This window comes from Paenibacillus sp. MCAF9 (assembly GCF_052114265.1).
GTDB lineage: Bacteria > Bacillota > Bacilli > Paenibacillales > Paenibacillaceae > Pristimantibacillus.
The window spans coordinates 1-26,341 of record NZ_JBFREL010000046.1; the positions used below are offsets into that span (position 1 = coordinate 1).

Genomic DNA, 26,341 nt, shown 5'->3' on the forward strand with positions numbered 1-26,341 from the left:
AGGTTCGGGGTGGAAGCACAGCAATGTGTGTAGCTGACGAATACTAATCGGTCGAGGGCTTATCCTAAACACGTTTACTGCGACCCATACATCCAGTAGACAGCAGCATAAAGGCTTCAGCAAGCCTAATCTTTCGTATCCAGTTTTCAAGGCGCAATACGCCTTGATATTCAACCGTGCCTATTTTGAAGTTGAAGCTTTAATAACATTCAACTCAAAATACAATGTTCCCTGATAGCTCAGTTGGTAGAGCACTCGACTGTTAATCGAGTTGTCACAGGTTCGAGTCCTGTTCGGGGAGCCATTATGCTCTCATAGCTCAGTAGGTAGAGTGCATCCATGGTAAGGATGAGGTCACCGGTTCGAATCCGGTTGAGAGCTCCAGAAAACTTTCAACTGTAAGGACAAGCATCAATTTTAGCATGGCCCGTTGGTCAAGTGGTTAAGACACCTCCCTTTCACGGAGGTAACAGGGGTTCGAGTCCCCTACGGGTCACCAAATTATATTTACAAATGGCGCCTTTATCCTTGGACGCTTAGCTCAGCTGGGAGAGCATCTGCCTTACAAGCAGAGGGTCGGCGGTTCGATCCCGTCAGCGTCCACCATATCGCTATTGGGGATTAGCCAAGCGGTAAGGCAACGGACTTTGACTCCGTCATTCTCAGGTTCGATCCCTGAATCCCCAGCCACTTATACTATGAGTCATTAGCTCAGTTGGTAGAGCACCTGACTTTTAATCAGGGTGTCGTAGGTTCGAATCCTACATGACTCACCATTTTTTATCTCRSATGCGCGCGTATGGCGGAATTGGCAGACGCACTAGACTTAGGATCTAGCGGGCGACCGTGGGGGTTCAAGTCCCTCTACGCGCACCATCTTTAACACCCTTCATAGGGAAGCACTCTGTATGTCAACAGAGTAATGTAGGTGGAAGCCCTGCAAAACATGGTTAAGCTTCAAAGAATCACATATGCGCGTATGGCGGAATTGGCAGACGCACTAGACTTAGGATCTAGCGGGCGACCGTGGGGGTTCAAGTCCCTCTACGCGCACCATACCATGAAGAAACCCTTGGCGAACAAGGGTTTTTTGCTGTTTATATATGTGTAATATTAATCGAAAAGCCCCAATTGATCATTGAAGCTGTATAGCGCTTGTTCAGCACCATATCTTTGCAGCTTATGCTCTAATCGCATGCCTACCTTCTCAAGGAGTCTGCAGGAGGCAGTATTTGCTGTTTGTGTCTCAGCTATTACTTTACCTAGCTTTAATTCATGAAGTGCGTACATTAATAATAGACCGACTACCTCGGCTGCGTAGCCGCTACCCCAGCTTTGCGGAACAAATTCATAGCTGATTTCCTTAAACCTTCCGTCTATGTGATTATCTAAGGAAACAACCCCAATAAAATCATTGTTTTCTTTTAGTCTAACCGTCCAAATGTATGACTCCTTCGTTGATGAGCGCTCTAAAGCATCTAGAAACTTATTTAGATGATATTCCTCTGGTACAGCTCCGCCTAAGTATTTTCTAACCTCATGACTCGAATATATCCTTTGCATGTATTTGAAATCTGATTGTTGTAATGGGTCCAGCTTGCATCTAGTGGTTTGCATATTGGTTATAATTCTCCTTTTATGTTTGTTTAGGATAGCTTTTTCAAAACATGATCTACCTCTGCAGTAAAGTGATCTTGCTCAATCGTATGGGGTTAAAAATGTACAAGGTTAATTGTTGTGAGGATAAATAGTAAATGGAATTAGTGTTTTATATAAAGAAATAGTAATCCCATTGCTAGATTTGTAGACATGGTTTTTGTGATCGTAACATAGGGACTTACAGGATGCCAACCTATTCCTTAATAGAATTTGAGAGTTCTATTATCCATATAATCCCTTCATTTTTAGAATAAACCTGTCGATATAGTTCATTGGGACTAACTGGAATCTACACATAAGAAGGAGATCAGTCATATGCATCAAAAGACGAAAAAATGGCTTGTTAGAGTAGTAGCTATTCTGCTTATTATAGTGTTGAATGTGAGCTACACAGGAAGCGAATCATTAGGTGGTAAGGGAGCCTATGGGAGTTCCTCCGTTTCTGCAGCAGAATCGACGAATGATACAAAAACGGTGGCTTCTAATGCGAAGGGTTCTGCTGCCAGCAAAGCAGAAATCGAGTACTGGCGATACAAAGCAGAGGGTACTCTATATCCTCCGATTGTTATGCCGAGCGGAAAGCTGTTGGTTGTAACGAATAATGGATGGTTATCTCTATTAGATAATGGCGGAAAAGAATTAAAAAGAATAAACACATATTCGAAACTATCCGCCCCAGCCGTAAATGGAAAAGGACAAATATTTACCGCAGGAACTGGTGCTAGGCTTTATCAATATGATGAAGGCGGCAATGGCGGTCAGAAAGGCATTTATTATTTTAAAGGGAAAAAGGAACAATTAGAGCCATCAGGCATGGTGACGGATGGGGAAGGTACTCCTTATTTTGCATATCAGCATGCTGTTTTATCGCTGAGCAGTGAGGGAGAGCAGCAGGCTGCTCTGCTGCCAGAGGGCGTCTCGGTTAAGGAACTGGCCGCAGGTAAGCGCGGCGTCTATGTACTGGGCAGCAATGGCGTGTTGTATGCCGTGCGCGGCAATGCAGTTGTATGGGAAGCGTCGCTTGAGCAGACGCTGCTTGGGGCGAAGCTGATCGCGGGCGATGTGAGCGGCGGCGTGATGCTGCTTGCGGGCAAAGCTATCGCTGCGTATGAAGAGGACGGTAAAGTCCGCTTCACTCGCGAGCTTGCAGCAGCGCCCGCAGGCGGTTGGACGTCTCCGGCGCTTGTGCCCGGAGACAAAGGTACTGTCGTTGCTGCGGAGCGCAGCGGCAACGGCATAGCTGCGTTCCGCCTCGCAGACGGGGCGGAACTATGGCGCATTAGCGCCAGCGGAGCGGGCGGCTTCGGCCCCGCGGCGCTTGCGCCGGATCTTGGCGCCGGCACGGTGCTGGCCGGCGGCCGTTCCGGCGCTGTGTACGCGATCGACGGCTCTGCCGGGTCGATCTTGTACACCTACGGCGGTCACACCGCGGTTCCCGCGAGCGGTGTGGCGCCGCAGGGCAGCGGACGCTTCGTATATGCGTCCGCTAGTACATTAATCGCAGCGGGGCCAGTTCGCACCGTTGCGATCACCTATGCAGCAGCGGCGGCGGTTAAGCTGCCGCTGGATACACGGCTCCTGCTCACGGACAAGCTGAAGCTGTCCGATCCAGTCGCTGTCAGCTATCGCTCCGACAATCCAGCGATCGTTCGCATCAATGAGAAAAGCGTGGTAACCCCGGTTACAGCTGGATCAGCTAACCTTTATGTCGATGTTACAGCTAGCGGCTACAAAGGCCAGCTGAAGCTTCCTATTCAGGTTACAGCCTCTACCTTGAACCTAAAGGTGAAGCATGAATCCAAGAAGGTTGCTGCAGCAGGCCAGTCGTTTACGGTTCAAACGGTTACCCTTCCAAAGGGAATGCCGGTTACTGCAGGCCTATCAAGCCGTAAGATAGGCGTCGTTCAGTCTCTTCAATCGATTGCTAAAGATTACCGTGCAGACGCAGCGATTAACGGAACCTATTTTGAGGCTTATGGCGGCATTCCGGAGCCATATGGAACGGTAATTGTAGACGGCAATGTGGAGCATATAGGCAATACAGGGACAGCGATTGGTTTTACATGGGACGGCAAAGTAGTTATGGATACGCTGCGCGTCAAAATTTTAGGTGGAACAGACGGTTCTTATAAGTCGCCTAACAACTGGTATGCGTATTTTATAAATCGAACACCAGCAGCAGGCGCATCGTCAGCCATTATGTTCACGCCAAAGCGTGGTGCCAAGCTTGGATTTGCACAAGGCACCTCAGTAACGGTCAGTAAGGGTGTCGTGACCAAAATAAGCAAAAAAGAGAATGTCAGCATTCCAGCAGATGGATATGTTCTCGTCTATACAGGTTCTGAGGAGAAGCTAGCCTCACGCTTTAAGGTGGGGACGAAGGTTGATTATAAGATCGAAATGACCAACCTCTCGAATAGTCCGATTGCATGGTCTCGCGTTCATACCGCCATTGGTGCAGGACCAAGGCTAGTGAAGGATGGGAAACAGGCAGTTAATCCAGCTGGGGAAGGGTTTAGCAGCTCCAAAATATTGACCGATGCAGCTGGCAGAAGCGGCATTCTTGTCAAAAAGGACGGGACTATTGTCATAGCTACGGTCTCCAAAGCAACGATAAAACAGTGGAGTCAAATCATGATTCAGCTTGGCGCTGAGCAGGCGATGAATTTGGACGGAGGAGCATCCTCTGGCATGTACGCACAAGGAAAACTCATTACCACGCCTGGAAGACTAATAAGCAATGGTCTTGTATTTGGCACTAAGCTAAAGTGGTAACGTATGTAAAATGATAAAAGCTAGCCGTCCCAACCTGTTGGGCGGCTTTTCTATTTAAATGGGGTTCTATTTTTATCGATATGAATAAATGCTATTTATATTATCATTGACTTTTTTTATGAGAAACATTATCATTAGAAAATAAATGATAATCGTTATCAATATTCGTTACTAATTTAAATATAAATATAAAATGTGAAGGTGTCTGCCTCAGGCAGCGGAAGGAGCGTGCATGTTCAATGATTCGTTTAACGACCTCTAGTCTTGATATTGCTTATGATGACCGTCTAATCGTTGAGAATTTAAACATTGCTATACCTCAAGGGAAAATCACGGCGCTAGTAGGAGCTAACGGCTCTGGTAAATCAACGATTTTGAAAACAATGGCCCGTATTATGAATCCCTCGAAGGGCAGTGTACTTCTGGACGGGAAGTCCATCCATAAGCAATCGACGAAGGAAGTAGCGAAGCAATTGGCAATTTTGCCGCAAAATCCAACCGCTCCGGACGGACTCACAGTAGCGGAGCTTGTCTCTTATGGTCGTTTTCCATACCAGAAGGGCTTCGGATCGATGACTAAAGATGACCGCAGTATCGTGCAGTGGGCAATCGAAGCGACAGGTATGACTGATTTTGCCGATCGTCCGGTTGATCATCTATCTGGCGGACAACGTCAACGTGCATGGATTGCAATGTCTCTTGCGCAGGAAACTGATATTTTATTCCTTGACGAGCCTACAACTTTCCTAGATATGGCGCATCAGCTTGAGGTTCTTCACTTGCTTCAAAAGCTAAACGCAGCTAATAATCGCACAGTAGTCATGGTCGTTCATGATTTGAACCACGCGACACGTTACGCTCATCATATGATCGCAATTAAAACGGGTGTCGTAGTAGGCGAAGGTACGCCTGCAGAAGTTATGACACCGGATATTATGCGCGAAGTGTTTAACATTGAGGCAGATATCGTGCCTGATCCGCGTACAGGCGTTCCTCTTTGCTTGCCATATGCACTAGCTGGCCAGCCTGCTGCTGATAAAGTGGCATTGATTAATCGTGCACAGTCAGAGAGACCATTGGCTGCTGCTGGAGCATAGTAACTAATATGAATGCCGTAAACCGCGCTTCCTTTGGAAATGCGGTTTTTTGTTCTTTTAGATAAGCCATGTGTAGTATATTGAGCTTAGAAGCGAGTGGGTGGGAAGTGAACCGTTTATATTTGTTATTTATAAAATGTAATCCATTAGAGCTAAACAATCGGAAGGAGTAAACCGGATAATAAGATCTAACGTCATTTAAGCTGATTTTTATGATTGGATTTATGAAGTCTAAAAGCACATACTTCCGCGTCATATAAGGCTTTTCAGCCAATTTAGAACAATGCATTTTAAAGGATTTAAAATAATTTAAAACTTTTTTTAAAAAACAGTTGCTTTTTGTTTTCAGGGGTGATATATTATTACTTGTCGCCGCGATGATAAACGAAACGAACGGCCGACAGAAATACATGCGGAAGTGGCTCAGCGGTAGAGCATCGCCTTGCCAAGGCGAGGGTCGCGGGTTCGATTCCCGTCTTCCGCTCCATAAATTGTGCGGCCTTAGCTCAGCTGGATAGAGCGTTTGACTACGAATCAAAAGGCCAGGAGTTCGAATCTCTTAGGCCGCGCCATTTTCCCAACATTAGACGCAATTCATTTACACTTCGGGACGTAGCTCAGCTTGGTAGAGCACCTGGTTTGGGACCAGGGGGTCGCATGTTCAAATCGTGTCGTCCCGACCATAATCTTTTTCTTTGCGGGTGTAGTTCAATGGTAGAACTTTAGCCTTCCAAGCTAATAGCGTGGGTTCGATTCCCATCACCCGCTCCAACTATTTAAACCCGAAAGCCTTGCGCAGCAAGGCTTTTTTTGTTTTTGTGGATTCAATAAAAAAAGAAACCTTTCCTTATCATGGGGCATATTCTGGGGCGAATTTTTAACTATTGAGTTAAGAGATAGAAACCGATCAACTGACCCACGACTACTCATCTTTATTTCGTTCATTGATGTATTTGCCACTGTTCCGATTTTGGTGTGACAGAGGATCCTATGTTAACTTCAGATTTTCACCACTCCTACGCGGCAGCACTGCCATTATACGCCTTAGATCAAGCAGATGGATATTTAGGAGCTCTCGCTTGCTTAGAAACCGTCTCTAGACCAGAGAGGGGGGTGTTCGGATAATGAATCACACCTTCTAACCACGAAATACATATCGTTTAGTACCGCCTTGCGAGGTTTTAACTAACATTTATTCCATTCTAGTCGGAAGCGCCTTAGAGACTCCATGTTCTAGACAGGCGTATGTAGGCTAATCAAATATCCACTTGTATAGTCGGAAAATTAGCCGAGGGAGGTATATCCATACTTCAAAAAACTCACCCAATCTGTGAAAAAAAGTATCTACTTTTTTATTACGAGCATTCCGATTCATTAAACATTCTCCTTTATTGGCAATAGTTTAATTGGAGGAAAATAGTTACACTTCAATTTATCGATTCAATAGTGACTATGTATGAATTCACATAAACATAAAGCTTATTTTTTGGTCAGCCGATTAATTAAATATAAGACCCCAAATGCAGAGCCCAAAACTAAAATCTTCTCTACAATGTTTTTCCAATGTAGCTCGTCTCCTGCTTCATTTATGCTAAGAAAAAACAGAGCCACAAGAATGATCGGGGCATATAAGAATGTTTTTTTCATTCGTAATGACCTCATTCTTTCTTTATTTACAAATATTTCTACGCAATGAATTATTCTAAGTTTCAAAGACAGTGAACATAAAAAGATTTAAATCTATTCTTGAAAAATCAAGTTATGATTAAAAATTTCGAACGGATAGGTTTAGAAGCGTTATTTATGCAGCTAAGTAATTTATATAAAACGCTTAAGAAAGTGAACTATCATATATTAGTAGCAATTACCTAATGCAGAAGTTGAATGTTTAAAGTGGAGGTTTGGTGGATTGGTGCAGGCGCACGTATTCTCAGCTAATTGTGAGGGTTCTCTACAATTAAAACTTCCAAGTAAGAGCTGCAACGGACATGAGATACCTTATTTTCCGAAATTCCGTCCATTTATAGATCTAACGGACATAGGATCTCTTATTTAGCCTCAGGATAATTAATTTGGCTGCTTTTTAAGCAAATAACGCATCCTATGTCCGTTAGATCCACGTAACGAGCTTAAATTCTCGAAATAGCGGATTTCATGTCCGTTAAGGCTAGCATCACAAGAGCAGACTCCAATGTTGAACCGAAAATATTATTTATGTAAACATAAATAAACGCATCAATACAGAAACCAGATGTCTTATAAGTGGTGCTTCCAGCCTTATGTAGAATTAACGGACATGAGATACCTTATTTGCTGAAATTCGGTCCTTTTGTAGAACTAACGGACTTAGGATCTCTTATTTAGTTTCAGGATGCTTAATTTGGCTACTTTTTGAGCAATTAACGCATCCTATGTCCGTTAGATCCACGTAACGAGCTTGAATTCTCGAAATAGCGGATTTCATGTCCGTTAGGCTTAAGGTTAACCATGAAAAACGTAACAGTAGATTCCAATGTTGAGTGACGAAAATATTATATGTGTAAACATAAATAAACATATCAAACAAACATCCCGTCTGGAAGCTCTCAGCGGGCTGTTTTGTTTGCCCATACACTAAAAAAACATGTGCTCTGACGAGGTTTGGAATGGCTTATCAAGTGTTTTATCAAACGCTTTACCAAAAACCACCCCCGCACCAAAAACCAAACGCTTTACAAAAGCTTCATGGAACATTAATCATTATGAAATAAAAACGCTCTACAATTCTAGTTAACATAATAGATATGGGAGTGAGTGAAACTTGAAGATCTATAGTAAAAGGTTAATATCATTATTATTAGCTACGGAAATTACGGCCAGCATGGTGCTGGCAGGCGGGCCAGTCATGGCTGCCGGATTACCGCTATCGGGGACGCCTTACGCAGTAGACAACGCCTATAACGTTGCCATCCCGCATGTTGTTATTAATCAAGTATATGGCGGCGGCTTGAGCACAGATACGACCACGCTGTTATCTCATGGATTTATTGAGCTTTATAATCCGACGGATAGTGATGTCAGCCTTGCTGGTTGGTCGCTTCAATATGCGGATCGGGGCTCTAGTGCGACGACAGGTGCTACTAAGGCTTGGGAAAAGCTTAATTTGACCGGAACGATTAAAGCGCATTCTTCTTTTCTTATAACAGGAGCTTCTACAGGTGCTGAAAAACCAAAGGTAGATCTCTCTGCAAAAGGCGACCTCACTTGGGAGCGATTGATTAATAACAAAGGGATGAAGGTTGCTCTAATGAGCAATCAAACTTTACTGACTGATCCTAATCCTTTTGATACTAAGCCAGACGGCTATGTAGATATGGTCGGTACAGGAAGCAATGATAAGGATAGCAATATCGACGGATATGAGACTGCATTCCCTACGGGCTCAGCAGAAGGCACATCGAAGAAAAAGTCCATTCGCCGCAGCAACTTCTTAGATACAGACAATAATAAAGCGGATTTCAAACAAGTCGATTATGAGTTAGCTACAGGCGATGCATTACTAGCAGCAATACCTCGCAGCGGTGCTGACGGCGCATGGGGGCCGGGTATTGTCCAACCGCTAGTCATTACTACAGCGTCTCTTGCTGATGGCTTTGTTGGATCTCCATATTCCGCAGTTATTCAGGCTACTGGTGGAAACACGCCATATACCTTTACTGCAACTGGCTTGCCAGAAGGACTTAGCCTTGCGTCAAATGGTGCTTTAACAGGGACACCGACCAAGGCGGCATCAAATACTAATGTGACGATTACAGCGACTGACAGCACGGCAGGGACGCCAGTTAGCATAGCTAAGTCGTTTGCGTTTACCATTCAATCCAGTATAGCTCCAGCAACTCATGTTCTAATTAATGAAGTATATGGCGGCGGCGGGAAAATTAATAAAGACACACCGCCAGCAGCATCACCGTACCTGTATGATTTTGTAGAGCTCTACAATCCTACTGCTTCGCCAATATCACTTGCAGGATATCATTTAAGATACAGCAATAAAGGTGCTACAACGGTACAAGGCTATGATTTTGAAGAAGGTGCGGTCATTGCTCCTCATGATTATTACCTCGTTCGCCTTGAAGCAACTTGGGGCAATACGAGCGATAAAAACTACGGAGATCCTTATCTGGCTGATGCATATGCAAGCACGAAAGAGCAATCCATCGGCATGTCTGATGTGGATGGCACGATGGAATTATTCCAAGGAGTGTACTCCACTTCGGCAGTGGTAGATGCGGTAGGTTTCGGTGCGGTTCAGACTTCACTGCATGAAGGAACATCCGTAGGGAATGGAGCTTCACTGCCAGCAGCTGTTAAAGGCGTGCGCCGCATCAACTTCCAAGATTCCAACAACAATGCTGCTGATTTTGCAGTAGTGGATCCATCGCCTACGCGGGGTGGGAAAACAGAGGGAACCGTTGATGTCATTCCTGATTTTGTGAAGCTTATCGGCTCACTCCAGAAGAGTACAACAGACAAAGCGGTAACAATCGAAGGTTTGGTTACAACTCCGTCCGTTAAATCGGATAACAGACAAGCAAACGCAGTGCGTTATGTACAATCGTTTACGGGCGCAATTGCTGTTGAAGGCATGGACCCGTCCATCCCGGTAGGTGCAGAGGTACGCGTTTCTGGGACGGCTGGTCTTCATGACGGCGAAGTGCGGGTAAAAGGCAACTTACAGGTAATAAGGCTGAACAATAAAATTTTCAGCTTAGTGGCGGAAGATACGTTCGATAAGTCTATGCTTAACGTAGATAAGCTTAGTTCAGTAACAGCTGATATGTACGGCAGGAGAGTGACAACTACTGGCAATGTAACTGCCATGGACAAAACGGCTAATACGATTAAGCTTGATAACGATATGCTGCTTTATGTGAATGGAGCGTTTCCGAAGGTTGAAGTTGGGGACAATGCACAAGCTACTGGAACCATTGGAGTTTTTGGCAGCGAAGTTAGATTGGCTGTAGCGAGCGCAGCTGCAGATATGATTATAAAGCCAGCGTCCGCTGAGTTTAAAGATACGCTCAATATTTCAAAAATCGGAGAATATTCAGTAGGCCAATTCAATAAAGAAGGCGGCGTTGCCGAGATCGTTAAATTCAACAAAGACAATGGCAAATTTTATTTGGTTAATGGCTCCGGTGATCCGCCAAGCCTGGATATTGTCAGCTTGGGAAGCGGGAACGGAACGCTAAGTAAAGAAAAATCGATACTTATTAAGCCGATTGCCGAGGTTGAAGGCTTTGTATACGGTGATTTAACTAGTGTAGATATTAATACGACGACTAAGCGAGTTTCTGTAGCGGTACAAGAGAAGGATCCACTCAAGCCAGGTAAAATCATCGTACTCGATTATGATGGCAATCTAATCACAGCCTACGCTGCTGGTGTACAACCGGATATGATTAAGTCAACAGCGGATGGAAAGTATATCCTTACTGCAGATGAGGCGGAGCCGCGCAATGGTGCAGATGATCCTAAAGGAAGCGTAACGATCGTCAATACAGTAAACAACAAAGTTACACATGTACTCTTCGATGATCCGTCCGTTATCGAGGATGGCGTTCATATTCGCGGCAAAGTAGATCCGGCAGATGGAAAAATTAAATCGAGCGGAACAAAAGCAGACGCTGTGTATGATCTGGAGCCTGAGTATATCACTCTTTCGGATGACAACAAGACGGCCTACGTGTCATTGCAAGAGAATAATGCGATTGCGATTATTGATATTGAAACAAACAAAGTGACGGCAGTAAAATCACTTGGATTAAAGGATTATAATGATCCGCGCAATTCTCTCGACGTTCTAAAAGACGGTGCGATTAAGCTGGAAAATGTACCGTTTAAAGGGATGTACATGCCTGATGGCATCGCATCTCATACGATTAACGGCCAAACGTACCTTTTTACAGCTAATGAAGGCGATGTAACGGAATGGCCGAACCGTACAAACGGCAGCACGATAGGTGCATTAAAAGGAAAGCTTGATCCGACTTCAGCGGCTGCGATTTTCCTAAATGGCAAGACTGCTTATGATGGTATTGAAGTCGCAAGCGATATGGGCAATGACGGCATTTACATGTACGGCGGACGTTCTTTCTCGATCTGGAATGCGAACTCGATGGAGCAGGTCTATGACAGCGGCAACGATTTTGAAACGATAACGGGCAGTCGCTTGCCAGCATTCTTTAACACAAGCAACAGTAAGACAGCCATTGACGATCGAAGCGGCAAGAAGGGACCAGAACCGGAAGATATTAAAACGGGGAAGGTTGGCAATAAGGTTTTGGCATTCGTTGGTCTTGAGCGCATCGGTGGTTTCATGACCTATGATGTAACAGATCCTGCGCACGCGACATTCGCTAATTATACAAATACTCGCGTGTTCAAAGACAGCCAAGGCAAGGACAACTTAGATACAGATACTGGCCCAGAGGGCCTAGAGTTTATTCCGGCTAACATTAGCCCAACTGGAATGCCTTTACTCTTGGTTGCTTACGAGGTAGGCGGCAAGGTAGGCGTATATCAGCTTAATGTAACGAAAGTAACGTTGGATAAAGCTTCTCTTTCCTTAAAAGTTGGAGATGCTGCATCTAAGCTGGTTGCAACCGTCGAGCCTGTAGGCGGAAGCTCTGCTGCTGCAATATGGACTTCTTCTAATACAGCTGTGGCAACCGTAGATTCAAATGGAAATGTCACAGCGATAAAAGCGGGAACAGCGGTCATTTCAGCAGCGAGTGCTGACGGATATGGTCTCGCTGAGACGAGTGTCACGGTTACTTCAGGTGACATCGTAACTCCATCGCCAACACCGAATCCATCGCCGACGCCTGCACCTTCTACAAAACCTGAAGATGCTGGAGTGACGATCGTAAATGGTGAGATCGTAAAAGCAGTAAGCACGCTTAAAGCTGAAACGGATAACAGCGGTAAGACAACGGCAACGGTAACGGTAAATCAATTGGATGCAGCAATAGCTGCATTAGATAAAGCATCAAACGGCAAGCCGGCATCCATTGAGTTTAAAATGGCGGCTAACACAGACACCAAGTCAACGGCTATCAAGTTTGAGGAAAAAGCTATCGCTAAGCTTGCAGCTAAGGGATTGAAGTCGCTGGATGTTCATGCAGGACTTGGAATCGTATCCTTTGATGCTAAGGCTATTGGAACACTAGCAGCAGCCTCAGGGAATGGCGAGCTTTCCATAGCGGTCAACAAAGCGGATGTATCTAAGCTTTCTAGTGCGATCAAGGAAACAATCGGCAGCCATCCTGTGTATGAGTTTGATGTGATCGGCGGAAAAACAGCGATTACCGATCTGAAGGGCGGTACAGCACGGGTTAGCATTCCTTATTCGCTTCAAGCAAACGAAGACAGCCAAGCAGTAGTTATATACTATATTGCAAATGACGGCAATCTTAGCATTGTACCTAACAGCGTGTACGATAAGTCGACAGGCCAATTGCAGTTTACGGTCAGCCATTTCTCTACTTACGGAGTTGGCTACAATCATGTGGCATTTTTGGACACGGCATCAAGCTTTGCGAAGGATTCTATCCTTTACTTATCTTCCAGAGATATAATCGGCGGCTTGGGCAATCAAAAGTTTGCTCCAAAGGCCAACATGTCACGGGCTGATTTCACACTCATCCTTGCAAGAATTGCCGGCGCTCAACTGGAAGGTTACACGTCGTCAAGCTTTACGGACGTGAAGTCATCCGATTATTTTGCAGGGGCGGTAGCATGGGCGGCTGAAAAAGGAATTGTCGGAGGCGCTGGAGATGGCAGCTTCAATCCTAAAGCCAATATTAGCCGTGAGCAAATGGTGGCTATGATTGCAAGGTTCGTTGATGTCATGAACTTTGATTTGCCTGTGCAGACAAATGCTATAGCGTTTGAAGATGCATCATCTATTGGCGCCTTTGCGAAGGAAGCAGCAGCTGCAGTGCAGCAGGCGGGAATCATTAACGGCAAGATCTATGCAAATAAGGCAGGCAGCTATTTTGCACCGAAGGATTTGGCTACCCGTGAGGAAGCAGCAAAAATGCTGGCGAAATTAATTCAATTAATGGCATAATTCGACTTGAGCAAGACCGCAGCGCCCTTTAGTGAGAGGTGCTGCGGTCTTTTTCATAAGAGGTCTAATTTATGGTATTGGACCAGTACTTTCGCTAATTTATTAAGCATCGTTAACTTAACTGAAGCGGATTGTCTTTCGCAGTTACGAATTGCCGGAAAGATTAGCAGCAAAAAGGAGTGGGTAATACACACCTAAGGAACAAATCTGTTTTTGCCAGGATTGGCTTCAGGGCTTCAACCCTGTAGGTTTTTGTAGTATGATGGTAGAAGTCAAAAAAACGTTCATGTTGTACAAGCAAGCTTTCGAAGCGATTGCTGCTTCGGAAAACAAGTAAATGCTTACGGAGCGATCGTTGCTTCGCAAAAATTTAGGAGGAACAGTATGTCGGATCAATCTGCATCTACTTTGACCACAAATCGGCAGCAGGCTAACAATTTGCTGCGACGCGATGTCCGGTTTCTAGGCAACATTCTCGGTGAAGTTCTTGTTCATCAAGGCGGCCGCGAGCTGCTTGAAATCGTAGAACGGATTCGTGAACAAAGTAAATCTCTTCGCGCTGAATTTGTACCGGAATTATTTGATCAATTTAAAGAAAATGTATCATCGCTTAACCCGGAAATACGTCATCAAGTGATTAGAGCGTTTGCCATTTATTTTCAGCTTGTCAACATTGCAGAGCAAAATCATCGGATTAGACGGAAACGTGATTACGAGGTTTCTGCTGGCGAAGCGGTCCAACGCGGCTCCATTGAGAGCGCGGTTCAAGATCTGAAGGAACGCGACATTGCAATCGAGGAAGTTAGAGATATTTTGAGCAATATTTCGCTGGAGCTAGTAATGACTGCACACCCGACCGAGGCAACTCGCCGCGCGGTGCTTGATATTCATAAACGGATTGCTGTAGATGTGATGGAGCTGGATAACCCAACACTAACCTATCGCGAGCGCGAGAAGCTGCGTGAGAAGCTCATGAATGAGGTTCTTATTTTGTGGCAAACAGACGAGCTTCGTGACCGCAAACCAACCGTTATCGATGAAGTTCGTAACGGCTTGTACTATTTTGATGAGACATTGTTCGAAGTGCTTCCTAATGTTTATGAAGAGCTTGAACGCTGCCTAAGCAAGTACTATCCAGATGAGAAATGGCATGTGCCGGATTACTTGCGCTTCGGTTCTTGGATCGGCGGCGATCGCGATGGCAACCCATCGGTGAAAGCTCAGGTAACTTGGGAAACGCTAACGCTGCACCGTCAGCTGGCTATTCGCAAGTACGAAGAAAAACTAGGCGAGCTTATGGACCTTCTCAGCTTCAGCACAAACCTTGTCGAGGTATCGGCTGAGCTTATCGATTCGATTCGATCGGATCGCGAGCATGTTGAGCTTAAGTGCGTCGATCTTTGGAGAAATACGAAGGAGCCATACCGTATTAAGCTTGGCTTTATGCTAGAGAAGCTGGCTAATACACGCGATGAATCGCTTAAGGGTTCGCAAATGCGCTACAACCACCCTGAAGAGCTTCGCGAGGACTTGCTCGTTATCGATCGCAGCTTGCGTCATCACTACGCTGATTATGTAGCAGATACAGCACTTGCTAAGTTAGTACGTCAAGTGGAGCTGTTTGGTTTCCACCTTATGGCGCTTGATGTTCGTCAGCATAGCCAAGAGCATGAAAATGCGATGGCTGAAATTTTAGCGAAAATGAATGTAGCAGCAGATTATGCGGCACTTCCAGAAGAAGAAAAAACAGACCTGCTTCACCGTCTCCTGAATGATCCGCGCCCGCTTACTTCGGGGCATCTAGATTACACGGAGTCCACCCGTGAATGCTTGAACGTATACCATACGATTTATCGGGCGCAGCAAGAGTTTGGCATCAATTGTATTTCAAGTTATCTGATTAGTATGACGGAAGCGGCAAGCGACATGCTTGAGGTTATGGTGTTTGCGAAGGAAGTTGGCCTGTTCCGCAAGGAAGCGGACGGCACGATTCGTTGTACACTGCAATCGGTACCGCTATTTGAAACGATTGACGACCTGCATGCAGCACCAGCTATTATGAAGCAGCTATTCGAAATGCCAATCTACCGTCAAGCGGTGGAAGCTCGCGGCAACCTGCATGAAATTATGCTAGGTTATTCCGATAGCAACAAAGACGGCGGAGTTGTTACAGCGAACTGGGAGCTGCGCGTAGCGCTTAATGAAATTACAGCTGCCGGCAAAGAGTACGACGTTAAGCTGAAGTTCTTCCACGGCCGTGGCGGAGCGCTTGGCCGCGGCGGCATGCCGCTTAACCGCAGTATCCTTGCACAACCGCCGCATACGGTTGGCGGCGGCATCAAAATTACCGAGCAAGGTGAGGTTCTATCCTCGCGTTATTCGATGCAAGGTATTGCATACCGCAGCTTGGAGCAAGCAACTTGGGCGCTGATTACGGCTGCTCGTCTGGCGAAATACCCAGAGCAAGCACCGCAAGCAGAAGCGGAGTGGGAAGAAATTGCACGTACGATTTCCGAGACGGCACTCGAGAAGTATCAGGATCTTATTTTCCGCGATCCAGATTTCTTGACGTACTTCAAGGAGTCGACACCGCTTCCTGAGGTTGGCGAGCTGAACATCGGTTCACGTCCATCCAAACGGAAAAACAGTGATCGTTTCGAGGATTTGCGCGCCATTCCTTGGGTGTTCGCATGGACGCAAAGCCGCTACTTGCTGCCGGCATGGTACGCCGCTGGTACTGCAATGAAGCAATATACTGGCGACGACGAGGAAAAGCTGAACACGCTGCGTACGATGTACGAGAAGTTCCCGTTCTTCCGCTCGCTAATTGACAATCTTCAAATGGCTCTTGCCAAAGCAGATTTGCTTATTGCGAAGGAATATGCAGATATGATTAAGGACAAAACGATCCGCGATCGTATTTTTGAGCAAATCGAAGAAGAATATAAGCTTACATCTGAGCTTATTCTTAGCATCACAGGCCAAACGGAAATTTTGGATAATGTTCCTGTTATCCAAGAGTCGATTCGTCTGCGCAATCCGTACGTCGATCCGCTTAGCTACATGCAAGTGCAGCTGCTAACCGAGCTTCGTGCACTGCGTGATAACGAAGAAGATGATCCAGAGCTGCTTCGCGAAGTGCTTCTGACGATCAACGGCATTGCCGCAGGACTTCGGAATACGGGCTAACTGCTCAAACTAATCGCTTAGGCGAATATAGAATAGCTGCAAAGCCAACCATGGTATTTACTGTGGTTGGCTTTTTTTCGTTTAAAGCAGTTGGAAGGCCTTGTAGTGAGAAGCCAAAAAAATAAACGGCAACAGAACTCTATTTTTCTTATGTTCATTTATAGTCCACTTAAGTTTTGTTTAAGGTACATCCTGCATGATAGGTACATAGGAAACAGACACCTACTATTGAGAGGATGATAGAGATGAACGAGGAAAACAAACGCTCGGAAACGAGCGGTGATACTTACACGTCGAACCATACATCGAACGAAACGAACCGGACTCCTGTCACTACTTATATTTATGAATCCAACAAATCAACAAATGAGCTAAGAGCTTCGTATGAGAGGGAGCTTGGGCTGGGACAAGATGAGAGCGGAAGCGGGTCAGGGTCAGCGCCTGGCGGTAAAAAACGTTCAAAGCGTTCGGGCGGCAGCTCGGCAAAAACACTGCTTGCATCGTTCTTGATTGGCGCTCTCGTCATTGGCGGTTTCTCCTACATGGCAGATAAAAACAATCTGTTCAGCGGAGGGGAACAAACCGTTCAAAACTCGGGCTCCAGCGTTGTAAGCAATTCAGGACAGCAGGATGCTGGCTTGTCTACAGCATCGCTAAGCTCAAGTGAAGATATCGCTTCCGTCTATAAAGCTGCGAGCCCCGCGGTTGTGAAGATTGAAAATTATGGGGAGCCAGCACGTTCGAACTCCATGTTCGACGATCCACGCTTTCAACAGTTTTTTGGAAATGGCGGGTCGGGTAGCAACGGGCAGCAGCAAGAATCTCAAGAACAACAGCCAAGCAGTTCAAATCTTGAGTTAGTAGGCTCTGGTACAGGCTTTTTCTTCGAATCGGATGGTTATATTCTGACTAACGAGCATGTAATTGCGGGTGCAAAGGAGGTTAAAGTAACGGTTCAAGGTTATGACGAGCCTCTAACAGCAAAGGTGCTTGGTTCGAGTTATGATCTAGACTTGGCTGTGCTTAAGGTGGAAGAGCCTAACGGCAAAGCATTCCCATCTCTTAAACTGGGAAGCTCTGACCAAACGCGAATCGGTGACTGGGTGATGGCGATCGGCAATCCATATGGCTTCGATCAAACGTTGACTATGGGCGTGTTAAGCGCGAAAGAGCGTCCAATTACGATTGCAGATGAGCAAGGGAATCATAATTACGAGCATTTGCTGCAAACGGATGCCTCTATTAATCCAGGGAACTCTGGAGGACCGCTTCTAAACGAGAAGGGAGAGGTTATCGGTATAAACACGGCTGTGAACGCTGAGGCGCAAGGCATTGGTTTTGCGATTCCTACGACGACGATTACAAAGGTGCTCGAGCAATTGAAAACAAATACACTTTAATAAATATAAAGCGCATGAACATTGAAGGTCTGGGAACATTACGTTTCCTAGACCTTTTTTGCTTTATTTTAGCGTTCCTAGCCGAAAGTCGAAAAAACAACTAGCCTCAGGTCGATTGCTGACTGAACGTCAAACCTATATAATTATTAGAACGGTTAGTATTTTTTGGAGCAAACAGCAATGAAACCTGAACCTGATGTACGTACATTGCTGCTCATGACTATGAACATTACGGCTAATTAGGGTCGATGCTCATATTGGAAGTATCTTTCTCAATTGTCTTGCTTTTTCAGCCCATGTGCATTACGATTTTTCTAGGGTGTATGGATGCGGACATTATATATTTATAAAATAGAGCAAGGCGATCAGTCGATCGAATGGAAGGTTTGGAGGAGTTTAGGTGATTGTATTGGAAGCACGCCTGGCGAAGTTATCGCTTAAAGGCGATCAGCAGGCTTTTGCTGAGCTTGTAGACCTCTATCAAGACAAGCTCTTTCATATGGCTTATCGAATGTTAAACAGCCGCCAGGAAGCGGAGGATGTTGTACAGGATACGTTCCTTCGCGTTTACAAAAACCTGGATAGATATGATGAAACGTTAAAATTTTCAACTTGGATATATAGAATTGCTACGAACTTATGTATTGATCGACTGCGCAAACGCAAGCCGACCTATTCGCTGGATGCAGAGTCATCGGATCATGAGGGACTGGATGGCTACTCCATGATACCGAGCGATAATCGGACGCCAGAATCAGAGCTGCTTCTCTCGGACACACAGCGCATTATACATGCGGCTATTGCTTCACTGCCACCGAAATATAAGAGCGTGATGACGCTTAGATATATGCAGGACCTGTCGTTGCAGGAAATTGGCGATGTGCTGGACATGCCTGTCACGACGATCAAAACGCGGGTCCACCGCGGCAGAGAATTTCTTCGGAAGAAGCTTGAGCATAAGTTATAATTACAAATAATGATACTATCCTCCAAAGGAAAGCCATGTCTAGCGCAGACATAGGCTTCTTTTTGGGAGAAATTCAAGCTAATTCCTTACCTGAAAAGGATTACTTACGCGATTACGAAAAAAAGTGAAACATCCTTCTTGCTAGTAACGTATCCTAATAGCGAGATAAGAACTTAATGCGCGAGCAACTGAAAGAAAGGACTGGCTGCTATGAATTGCAACGTCGCTATCGTATGGATGCATGATTATTTGGACGGCGAGCTGCCGCGTGAAGATATCGTTACGTTAAAATCTCATTTGCTTTCCTGTCCCGCTTGTCGCAGCCGGTTTGAACAGCTCCAGAAGACGGACGCCGCGGTGTTCCAGACTTTAGAAGCGATTAAGCCTGCCGCGGATTATGACAAGAAGGCATCCGAGCTTTTAAATGAACGAATTATGCAGCAACTGCCGAAGAAACAGAGCAAGCAGAGAAACCGCATCGTACGTTTTATTTATCGGTACCCCGGAGTAACAGCAGCTGCTGTGTTTGTACTCGTTATGTTAGGCAGCTTCTTCACGATGTGGGAAGAGGATACCAAGCTGATTGTTGCAGGCGAGGATCTTCAGCAGGTCATCATAGAAGGAAATACAGTTATTGTGCCAGAGGGTGCTCATCTAACGGGAAATTTGACCGTAGAAAATGGAATAGCCGATGTTAAGGGCGAGGTGGACGGCAACGTAACCGTTATTGACGGAACCTTGAACCTGGCTTCAACCGGCCATATCGCGGGTCAGAGCAGAACGATTGACCAAGCGCTCGATTGGTTCTGGTACAAAGTAACGCAAACTTTTGGCGGTAACGCTCGCTAAAGCAAGCTGCCTCCCTGTTGCAGGGGGGCGTTTTTTAATTTTTTTTTGAAAAAAAGGATTTCCAATCCCATATATAGAAAATAATAAAGTTGAAAACCGATAATTAGACAATAATAAGGGGATCGGCTGTTGGGGGTTGGCATATGAGTTATTTCTCAGATTTAACATGGCATGACTATTTAAAGGATATTATAGACGTTGGTATAGTTAGTTATATTATTTATAAAATGATTTTGCTTGTGCGCGGAACAAGGGCAGTTCAACTTTTAAAAGGGATCGTCGTACTCGTCGCTGTATGGGGGCTGAGTACATGGTTCAATTTGTATACGTTGAAATGGTTAATGAACCAGATGTTCACCTTCGGAATTGTGAGCGTGCTGATTATTTTTCAGCCTGAGCTGAGACGCGTGCTTGAGCAGCTTGGTCGTGGAAAGCTGTTTGCGCGGTCATTTTCGCTTGATCGGGATGTCGTTAATGAACAAATTGACGGCGTAATTAAAGCTGTCCGTTTTATGGCAGAACGAAAAATCGGGGCGTTAATCGTATTTGAGCGGAGCACAGGCCTCAGTGAATTGATTGAATCGGGCATCCGTATGGAATCAAAAATTACATCGGAGCTGCTGATTAACATTTTTACACCAAATACACCGCTGCATGATGGAGCTGTCATTATACGCGCTAATCAGATTATGGCGGCGGGCTGCTACTTGCCTCTATCGGAAAATCCTTTTATAAGCAAGGAGCTTGGAACTCGCCACCGTGCCGCTATTGGAGTAAGTGAAGTAACGGATGCAGTGTCCGTAACCGTCTCGGAAGAAACGGGGCAAGTGTCATTGTCTCTAGGAGGCATGATCGTACGAGATATTAACGAGGAATCGCTGATTTCGAAGCTCTTTGATGAGCTGACTCCGAAGACGACAGGTCGTACGAAGGAACGTGTAACCATATCGTCTCTTTGGAAGCGGAAAGGAGGCAGTGATGGATAAATGGCTAAGTCACCCCACCTCTCTCAAAGTAATATCCGTCATAGTCGGATTGCTGCTCTGGGCTATTGTACATATTGATCCGGACACCTCACCGCAGACGGCGACATCAAATATTGATACCAAAACGATCGAAGCATCGGTTATTACGGCAGATGGCCTAGATACAGATAAGTACGTGCTTACGGCGATGGAACCTACCGTCGTGCGGCTTGACGTGCAGGGCAGGTTAACTGTTTTGTTCAATGCTTCTTCGAAAGATGATTATAAGGTTCAAGTGGACTTGAAGGGCGTAAAACCCGGCATACAGGAGTTGCCTTTGACGGTAAAACTGCCGAAAGGGATTACGCTTGTCGAGATGTCGCCGCGCACCGTTACGGTTCAGATCGAAGAAATTGTAACGAAGCCTTTTGAGCCGCAAGTCATTGTGGAAGGCAAGCCGGCAGACGGTTATATTGTTGGAGCATCGACGATTGTAGCACCGACAACAGGTGTACAGGTTACGCTGCCTAAGGATGATATGAGCAGAATCGGTGCTGTTACGACGGAGATCAATATTGAGGGTGCAGATAAAACGGTTGTTAACAAAAAAGCAAAAGTAATCGTATACGATGTAGACGGTATCGAAATGACAAATGCGATTGTTTCACCAGAAACGCTGCATGTCGAGGTCAAGGTAACGCCTCCGCTGAAGGTACTGCCTCTACAGGTGCGCTATACGGGCACTCTGCCTGAGGGACTGAGCTTAGTATCGGTGAAGCCGGCAATAGACAAGGTGACCGTATACGGCGAGCAGAAGCAGTTAGACGAGCTGCAGGTTTACGATGGAGTTGTGCTTGATCTCTCGAAGGTGAAGCAAACAGGAACCATTCGCGTGAAGACGGAATTGATTGATGGAATAAAGGCAATAGATCCAGCAGAGGTGGAGCTCAATGTCGTTGTAGCTCCCGTTAAGAATAGAACACTTACAGGACTAGATGTAGCTATAGAAGGTATCGCAAACGGGCTGTCAGCGGTTATACGGACGCCGGCAAACGGTAAGTTTGATTTAACCGTCAGCGGAGCAGATCCGGTGTTGTCTACGCTTAAGGCATCGGATATTAGCATTATTGCCAATGTAGAAGGTCTAGGTGTAGGCACGCATGTCGTAACGCTTCAGGTCGATGTGCCTGCGTATATTCAGACCGTACTGGCTGATGGGCAAACTTTAACGATAACGATAGAAATAACCGACAATTCAGTACCAGGATCAGGCGGGGACAACTCCGAGGAGGTCGGAGGCACTCCGACAGAGGAGTCTCCTCCCCCTGCTACGACACCGCCTCCAGACACCAGTGAGGAGACTGGCAATGGTGGCGGAAACGCAGCAGGCGGTTCAACTACGAATCCATAATCATCAGAGCGGAATAAGTATATAACAACGAAAGCAATATATTACAAAGGAGCTTTTTAAACATGGGGAAATATTTCGGTACAGACGGTGTTCGCGGCGTAGCCAATCGTGAGCTTACACCTGAGCTAGCATACAAAATCGGTCGCTGCGGCGGCTATGTTCTAACACATAAGGCGCAAAAGCCGAAGGTGGTTATTGGCCTTGATACACGGATTTCTGGCCCAATGCTGGAATCTGCACTGATTGCGGGTCTGTTGTCGATTGGTGCAAGCGTTGTGCGTCTTGGCGTCGTATCCACACCGGCAGTTGCTTATATTACGCGTGAGCTGAATGCTGACGCTGGTGTTATGATTTCCGCATCACACAATCCTGTAGAGGATAACGGCATTAAGTTTTTTGCTGGCGACGGTTTTAAATTGTCGGATGATACCGAACTCGAAATCGAACAATTAATTGATGCTCTTACAGATGAATTGCCGCGGCCTGAGGGCGGAGATATCGGAGCGGTATCAAGCGATAAAGGCGCTAAGCAGCGCTATTTGGATTATTTGAAAACTACGATCAAAGGCGAATTCAAAGGCCTGAAAATCGTACTGGACTGCGCGAACGGTTCCGCTTATGAGCTGGCTCCTTCGGTATTCCGCGAGCTTGGAGCGGACATTATAACGGTAGGCGCTGAGCCGGATGGTTTGAATATTAATGCTGGCGTTGGTTCGACGCATCCAGAATATTTGCGTGAGCAGGTACTGGCGCATGGCGCAGACCTTGGGCTTTCTTTTGACGGGGACGCTGACCGTTTGATTGCAATTGATGAAAATGGCGAAGAGGTAGACGGCGACTTTATTCTTTGTATTATTGGCGATGCGATGAAGCGTGAAGGCAAGCTGAAAGAGGATACCATTGTCACGACGGTTATGGCGAATATCGGCTTCTTCAAGGGAGCGGAGCGCATTGGCTTGAAGACAGCGCAAACGGCAGTTGGCGATCGTTACGTCATGGAAGAAATGCGTCGCGGCGGCTTCAATCTAGGCGGCGAGCAATCCGGCCATGTTATTTTCCTTGACCATATTACGACTGGCGACGGTATTCTTACTGCGCTTCAGCTCGTTGATACGATTGCAGCCTCTGGCAAGAAGCTAAGCGAACTTAAAGGCCTTATGCGTAAATACCCGCAAAAGCTTGTTAACGTACGCGTAGCGGACAAGAGCTTGTACCAAGGCAATGCAGCGATAGAAGAAGCGGTTAAACGTGTAGAGCTGGAGCTTGGCGACAACGGCCGCGTGCTTGTTCGTCCATCGGGTACGGAATCTTTGATTCGCGTTATGGCGGAAGGACCAGAGAAGGAACAGGTCGAGGCCTACGTTGATCAAATTGCAAATGTCGTTAAAAGTGAACTAGGTTAATCATAGAGAATAATGGTGTCGAAGGCCTGTCGGTTCTTGTAGCCGGCGGGCTTTGTTAGCATTATTTTGGAAAATGGACGAGTATATTTTCCATGAAAGGTTGCACAGCAGCTGGAAAATGAATATGATAGGTAGTGTGATTCAAGAAGGAAAGCGAGGATAGAGGTTATATAAGCAACATAAGCGCCAGAGCTTGCGTGATGAATGATCGGTGGTAGAGCTGGATAGACCCAGCTTGAAGCGGGTATTCATACGGGAAGCTGACGAGGTGAAGGTGTTCGAAACATTCGGCGGGGACCTTCCGGTATTACAAGCCAACCGAAAGCCGTTACGTAAAACGGCCGGGCGACCGGTCATACAATCGTGCGGCAGGCTTCGATTATAATATTACTCCCGTATGTCCAAGATGCCACCAGCAGGGTGGGCATGGGCAGAGGGGTTACATTTTCCGCAATCATTCGGATTATTTTGTGACAACTTCATAGTGCCTGTGCCACGCATTGGCGGCATCCGATAAGGACGGGAAAATAACCTATCGGAGGCCTATTAAATTATGTGTGGAATTGTAGGATATATTGGTAAACGCGACTCGCAGGACATTTTGCTCGAAGGATTGAAGAAGCTGGAGTACCGGGGTTATGATTCCGCTGGTATCGCTGTCTTCACGAAAAACGGGCTCGAAATTACAAAGTCTAAAGGACGTCTCGCGAATCTTGAAGGCTTGCTGCGTGAAGTACCGCTCGAAGGTTCTATTGGCATTGGCCATACACGCTGGGCTACTCATGGTAAACCATCTGATGTGAACTCGCATCCGCATACGGACAACACAGCTAAATTTTCGGTTGTTCATAACGGAATTATTGAGAACTACTTGAATCTTAAGGAAGAATTAGTGACAAAAGGGCATGTTTTTGTATCGGAGACAGATACGGAAGTCATTTCCCATTTGATTGCTGATGAATATAACGGCAACATCGTGGAAGCTGTGCAGCGTGCGGTTAAACGTATGCGTGGAGCGTTCGCGCTTGGTGTTTTGACTGAGTTTGAGCCGGATCGCCTGGTTGCGGTTCGTTATGCAAGCCCGCTTGTTATCGGTGTAGGTGAAGGCGAAAACTTCATTGGCTCGGATATTCCGGCTATTTTGGAGCATACGCGCAACGTTTATATTTTGAACGACGGCGAAATGGCAATCCTGACACGCGATGCTGTCGAAGTAATGACGACTGAAGGCGAAAGTATTTCCAAGGAAATATTTCATGTCGATTGGGATCTAGTAACGGCAGAGAAAGCTGGATTTGATCACTTCATGCTGAAAGAAATTCACGAACAGCCAAAAGCTTACCGTGATACTATGATGAGCCGCATTTCAGAAGACGGTAAATCTGTCGACTTAAAAGAGCTGGGCATGACAGCTGAATATATTAAATCGATCCGCAAAGTACACATCGTAGCATGTGGAACGGCATATCACGCAGGTCTTGTCGGCAAAACGGTCATTGAGTCGCTTGCTCGTATTCCGGTTGAGACGGATGTGGCATCCGAGTACCGTTACCGCTCGCCGATCATTACTCCGGATACGCTCGTTATCGTTGTAAGCCAATCTGGTGAAACGGCTGATACACTTGCAGCATTGCGTGAAGCACAGCGCAATGGCGCTCGCGTGCTTGCAATTACGAACGTAGTAGGAAGCTCGGTTGCCCGCGAAGCAGACCATGTGCTTATTACATGGGCAGGTCTTGAAATTGCGGTTGCTTCGACAAAAGCATACAGCTCGCAATTGATCGCTTTTTATCTGCTTGGTCTACACATGGCAGGTACGCTTGAGACCAAAGAAGCTTCTTACATCGCAGAAGTTCTTGAGGCTATGCATCAGCTTCCAACTCAGGTTGAGCGCATCCTTGAGCAAGCGTATGTGCTTAAACAAGTTGCAGAGTCGTTCTCGCATCACAAACACTTGTTCTTCATCGGCCGCGGCGTTGACTATGCCGTAGCGCAAGAAGGCTCCCTGAAGCTGAAGGAGATCTCGTATATTCACTCCGAGGCTTATGCAGCTGGTGAGCTCAAGCACGGTACCTTGGCTCTCATAGAGGAAGGTATTCCGGTTATCGCTCTGGTTACGCAAGAAGAGCTGTATGAGAAAACACTTAGCAACATTAAAGAAGTAAAAGCGCGCGGCGCTCACGTTATAGGCATAGCGAACCAAGGTGCAGAGGAAGAAGTTGCGAAATCTGTCGACGAGCTATTCGCGATTCCGAAGACACTTCCGATCCTGTCACCGGCGCTATCGGTTATTCCACTTCAACTGATTTCTTATTATGCTTCGCTAGCTCTTGAGCATGACGTGGATAAACCGCGGAATTTGGCTAAGAGTGTTACGGTGGAGTAGGGGGTTAGTGATTAAAAAAGAGTTGTCTGGTGATAAAGAAGTCATGAACCAGTAAAAAAAGTCGTGAACTAGTAAAGAAAGTCGTGAACCAGTAAAAAGAGTCATGAACCACTATTTCAGTCCCGGT

General features: G+C 46.0%; 13 protein-coding genes and 12 tRNA genes. 23 read left to right on the top strand and 2 right to left on the bottom strand.

Translation table 11 applies throughout. The features are described from left to right. Positions 1–228: 228 nt before the first annotated feature. The 8 genes from AB4Z45_RS31265 (at position 229) to AB4Z45_RS31300 (ending at position 1,056) form a co-directional block, all read left to right on the top strand. Positions 229–304 (top strand) — tRNA-Asn (locus tag AB4Z45_RS31265). Positions 305–308: 4 nt separating this feature from the next. After that, positions 309–384, top strand: a tRNA-Thr gene (locus tag AB4Z45_RS31270). Between the two features lie 40 nt (positions 385–424). Further along, positions 425–499, top strand: a tRNA-Glu gene (locus tag AB4Z45_RS31275). Between the two features lie 31 nt (positions 500–530). Further along, positions 531–606 (top strand) — tRNA-Val (locus AB4Z45_RS31280). Positions 607–615: 9 nt separating this feature from the next. Beyond that, positions 616–690, top strand: a tRNA-Gln gene (locus AB4Z45_RS31285). Between the two features lie 10 nt (positions 691–700). Next, positions 701–776 (top strand) — tRNA-Lys (locus AB4Z45_RS31290). A gap of 17 nt (positions 777–793) precedes the next feature. After that, a tRNA-Leu gene (locus tag AB4Z45_RS31295) sits at positions 794–876 on the top strand. Between the two features lie 97 nt (positions 877–973). Then, positions 974–1,056: transfer RNA gene (locus AB4Z45_RS31300), tRNA-Leu, on the top strand. Between the two features lie 57 nt (positions 1,057–1,113). Here AB4Z45_RS31300 and AB4Z45_RS31305 read toward each other — a convergent pair. Then, positions 1,114–1,617: a GNAT family N-acetyltransferase gene (locus tag AB4Z45_RS31305; RefSeq protein WP_441913411.1), complete on the bottom strand. Its 504-nt coding sequence runs from the start codon at positions 1,615–1,617 to the stop codon at positions 1,114–1,116. 357 nt (positions 1,618–1,974) lie between these two features. Here AB4Z45_RS31305 and AB4Z45_RS31310 point away from each other — a divergent pair, with 357 nt between their 5' ends. The 6 genes from AB4Z45_RS31310 to AB4Z45_RS31335 all read left to right on the top strand — a co-directional run bounded on the left by AB4Z45_RS31310 (position 1,975) and on the right by AB4Z45_RS31335 (position 6,302). Beyond that, positions 1,975–4,434, top strand: a complete 2,460-nt coding sequence (locus AB4Z45_RS31310; protein ID WP_441913413.1) for a phosphodiester glycosidase family protein — start codon at positions 1,975–1,977, stop codon at positions 4,432–4,434. A 239-nt stretch (positions 4,435–4,673) separates the two neighbouring features. Continuing rightward, positions 4,674–5,531: an ABC transporter ATP-binding protein gene (locus AB4Z45_RS31315; RefSeq protein ID WP_076271911.1), complete on the top strand. Its 858-nt coding sequence runs from the start codon at positions 4,674–4,676 to the stop codon at positions 5,529–5,531. A gap of 412 nt (positions 5,532–5,943) precedes the next feature. Next, positions 5,944–6,018: transfer RNA gene (locus tag AB4Z45_RS31320), tRNA-Gly, on the top strand. An 8-nt stretch (positions 6,019–6,026) separates the two neighbouring features. Further along, positions 6,027–6,103 (top strand) — tRNA-Arg (locus tag AB4Z45_RS31325). Positions 6,104–6,137: 34 nt separating this feature from the next. Continuing rightward, positions 6,138–6,214: transfer RNA gene (locus tag AB4Z45_RS31330), tRNA-Pro, on the top strand. Between the two features lie 14 nt (positions 6,215–6,228). Beyond that, positions 6,229–6,302: transfer RNA gene (locus tag AB4Z45_RS31335), tRNA-Gly, on the top strand. Positions 6,303–7,010: 708 nt separating this feature from the next. Here AB4Z45_RS31335 and AB4Z45_RS31340 read toward each other — a convergent pair. Next, the gene (locus tag AB4Z45_RS31340) at positions 7,011–7,178 is read right to left on the bottom strand and encodes a hypothetical protein (RefSeq protein ID WP_441913415.1); all 168 of its coding nucleotides are present in this window, start codon (positions 7,176–7,178) and stop codon (positions 7,011–7,013) included. Between the two features lie 1,153 nt (positions 7,179–8,331). Between AB4Z45_RS31340 and AB4Z45_RS31345 the strand changes: the two genes are divergently transcribed. The 9 genes from AB4Z45_RS31345 (at position 8,332) to glmS (ending at position 26,214) form a co-directional block, all read left to right on the top strand. After that, entirely contained in the window at positions 8,332–13,644 is a 5,313-nt protein-coding gene (locus tag AB4Z45_RS31345) for a choice-of-anchor I family protein (protein ID WP_441913417.1), read from the top strand. 384 nt (positions 13,645–14,028) lie between these two features. After that, positions 14,029–16,833, top strand: coding sequence for a phosphoenolpyruvate carboxylase (gene ppc / locus AB4Z45_RS31350; protein WP_441913419.1), 2,805 nt, complete (start codon positions 14,029–14,031; stop codon positions 16,831–16,833). Between the two features lie 245 nt (positions 16,834–17,078). After that, positions 17,079–18,233 carry a S1C family serine protease gene (locus tag AB4Z45_RS31355; RefSeq protein ID WP_441913421.1) on the top strand — a complete coding sequence of 385 codons (1,155 nt, stop codon included), beginning with the start codon at positions 17,079–17,081 and terminating at the stop codon, positions 18,231–18,233. A gap of 400 nt (positions 18,234–18,633) precedes the next feature. Then, a complete protein-coding gene (gene sigW, locus AB4Z45_RS31360) occupies positions 18,634–19,200 on the top strand; it encodes an RNA polymerase sigma factor SigW (RefSeq protein ID WP_054025284.1) in 567 nt (188 codons plus the stop codon). A gap of 210 nt (positions 19,201–19,410) precedes the next feature. Beyond that, positions 19,411–20,049, top strand: a complete 639-nt coding sequence (locus AB4Z45_RS31365; RefSeq protein ID WP_076271683.1) for a zf-HC2 domain-containing protein — start codon at positions 19,411–19,413, stop codon at positions 20,047–20,049. Between the two features lie 143 nt (positions 20,050–20,192). Then, positions 20,193–21,035, top strand: a complete 843-nt coding sequence (cdaA, locus tag AB4Z45_RS31370) for a diadenylate cyclase CdaA (RefSeq protein WP_076271682.1) — start codon at positions 20,193–20,195, stop codon at positions 21,033–21,035. After that, positions 21,028–22,425, top strand: a complete 1,398-nt coding sequence (locus AB4Z45_RS31375) for a CdaR family protein (protein WP_441913423.1) — start codon at positions 21,028–21,030, stop codon at positions 22,423–22,425. The genes cdaA and AB4Z45_RS31375 overlap by 8 nt, the downstream gene beginning before the upstream one ends. 62 nt (positions 22,426–22,487) lie before the next feature. After that, positions 22,488–23,828 carry a phosphoglucosamine mutase gene (glmM, locus tag AB4Z45_RS31380; RefSeq protein WP_076271680.1) on the top strand — a complete coding sequence of 447 codons (1,341 nt, stop codon included), beginning with the start codon at positions 22,488–22,490 and terminating at the stop codon, positions 23,826–23,828. A gap of 553 nt (positions 23,829–24,381) precedes the next feature. Beyond that, positions 24,382–26,214, top strand: coding sequence for a glutamine--fructose-6-phosphate transaminase (isomerizing) (gene glmS / locus AB4Z45_RS31385; RefSeq protein WP_441885562.1), 1,833 nt, complete (start codon positions 24,382–24,384; stop codon positions 26,212–26,214). Positions 26,215–26,341: the final 127 nt, after the last annotated feature.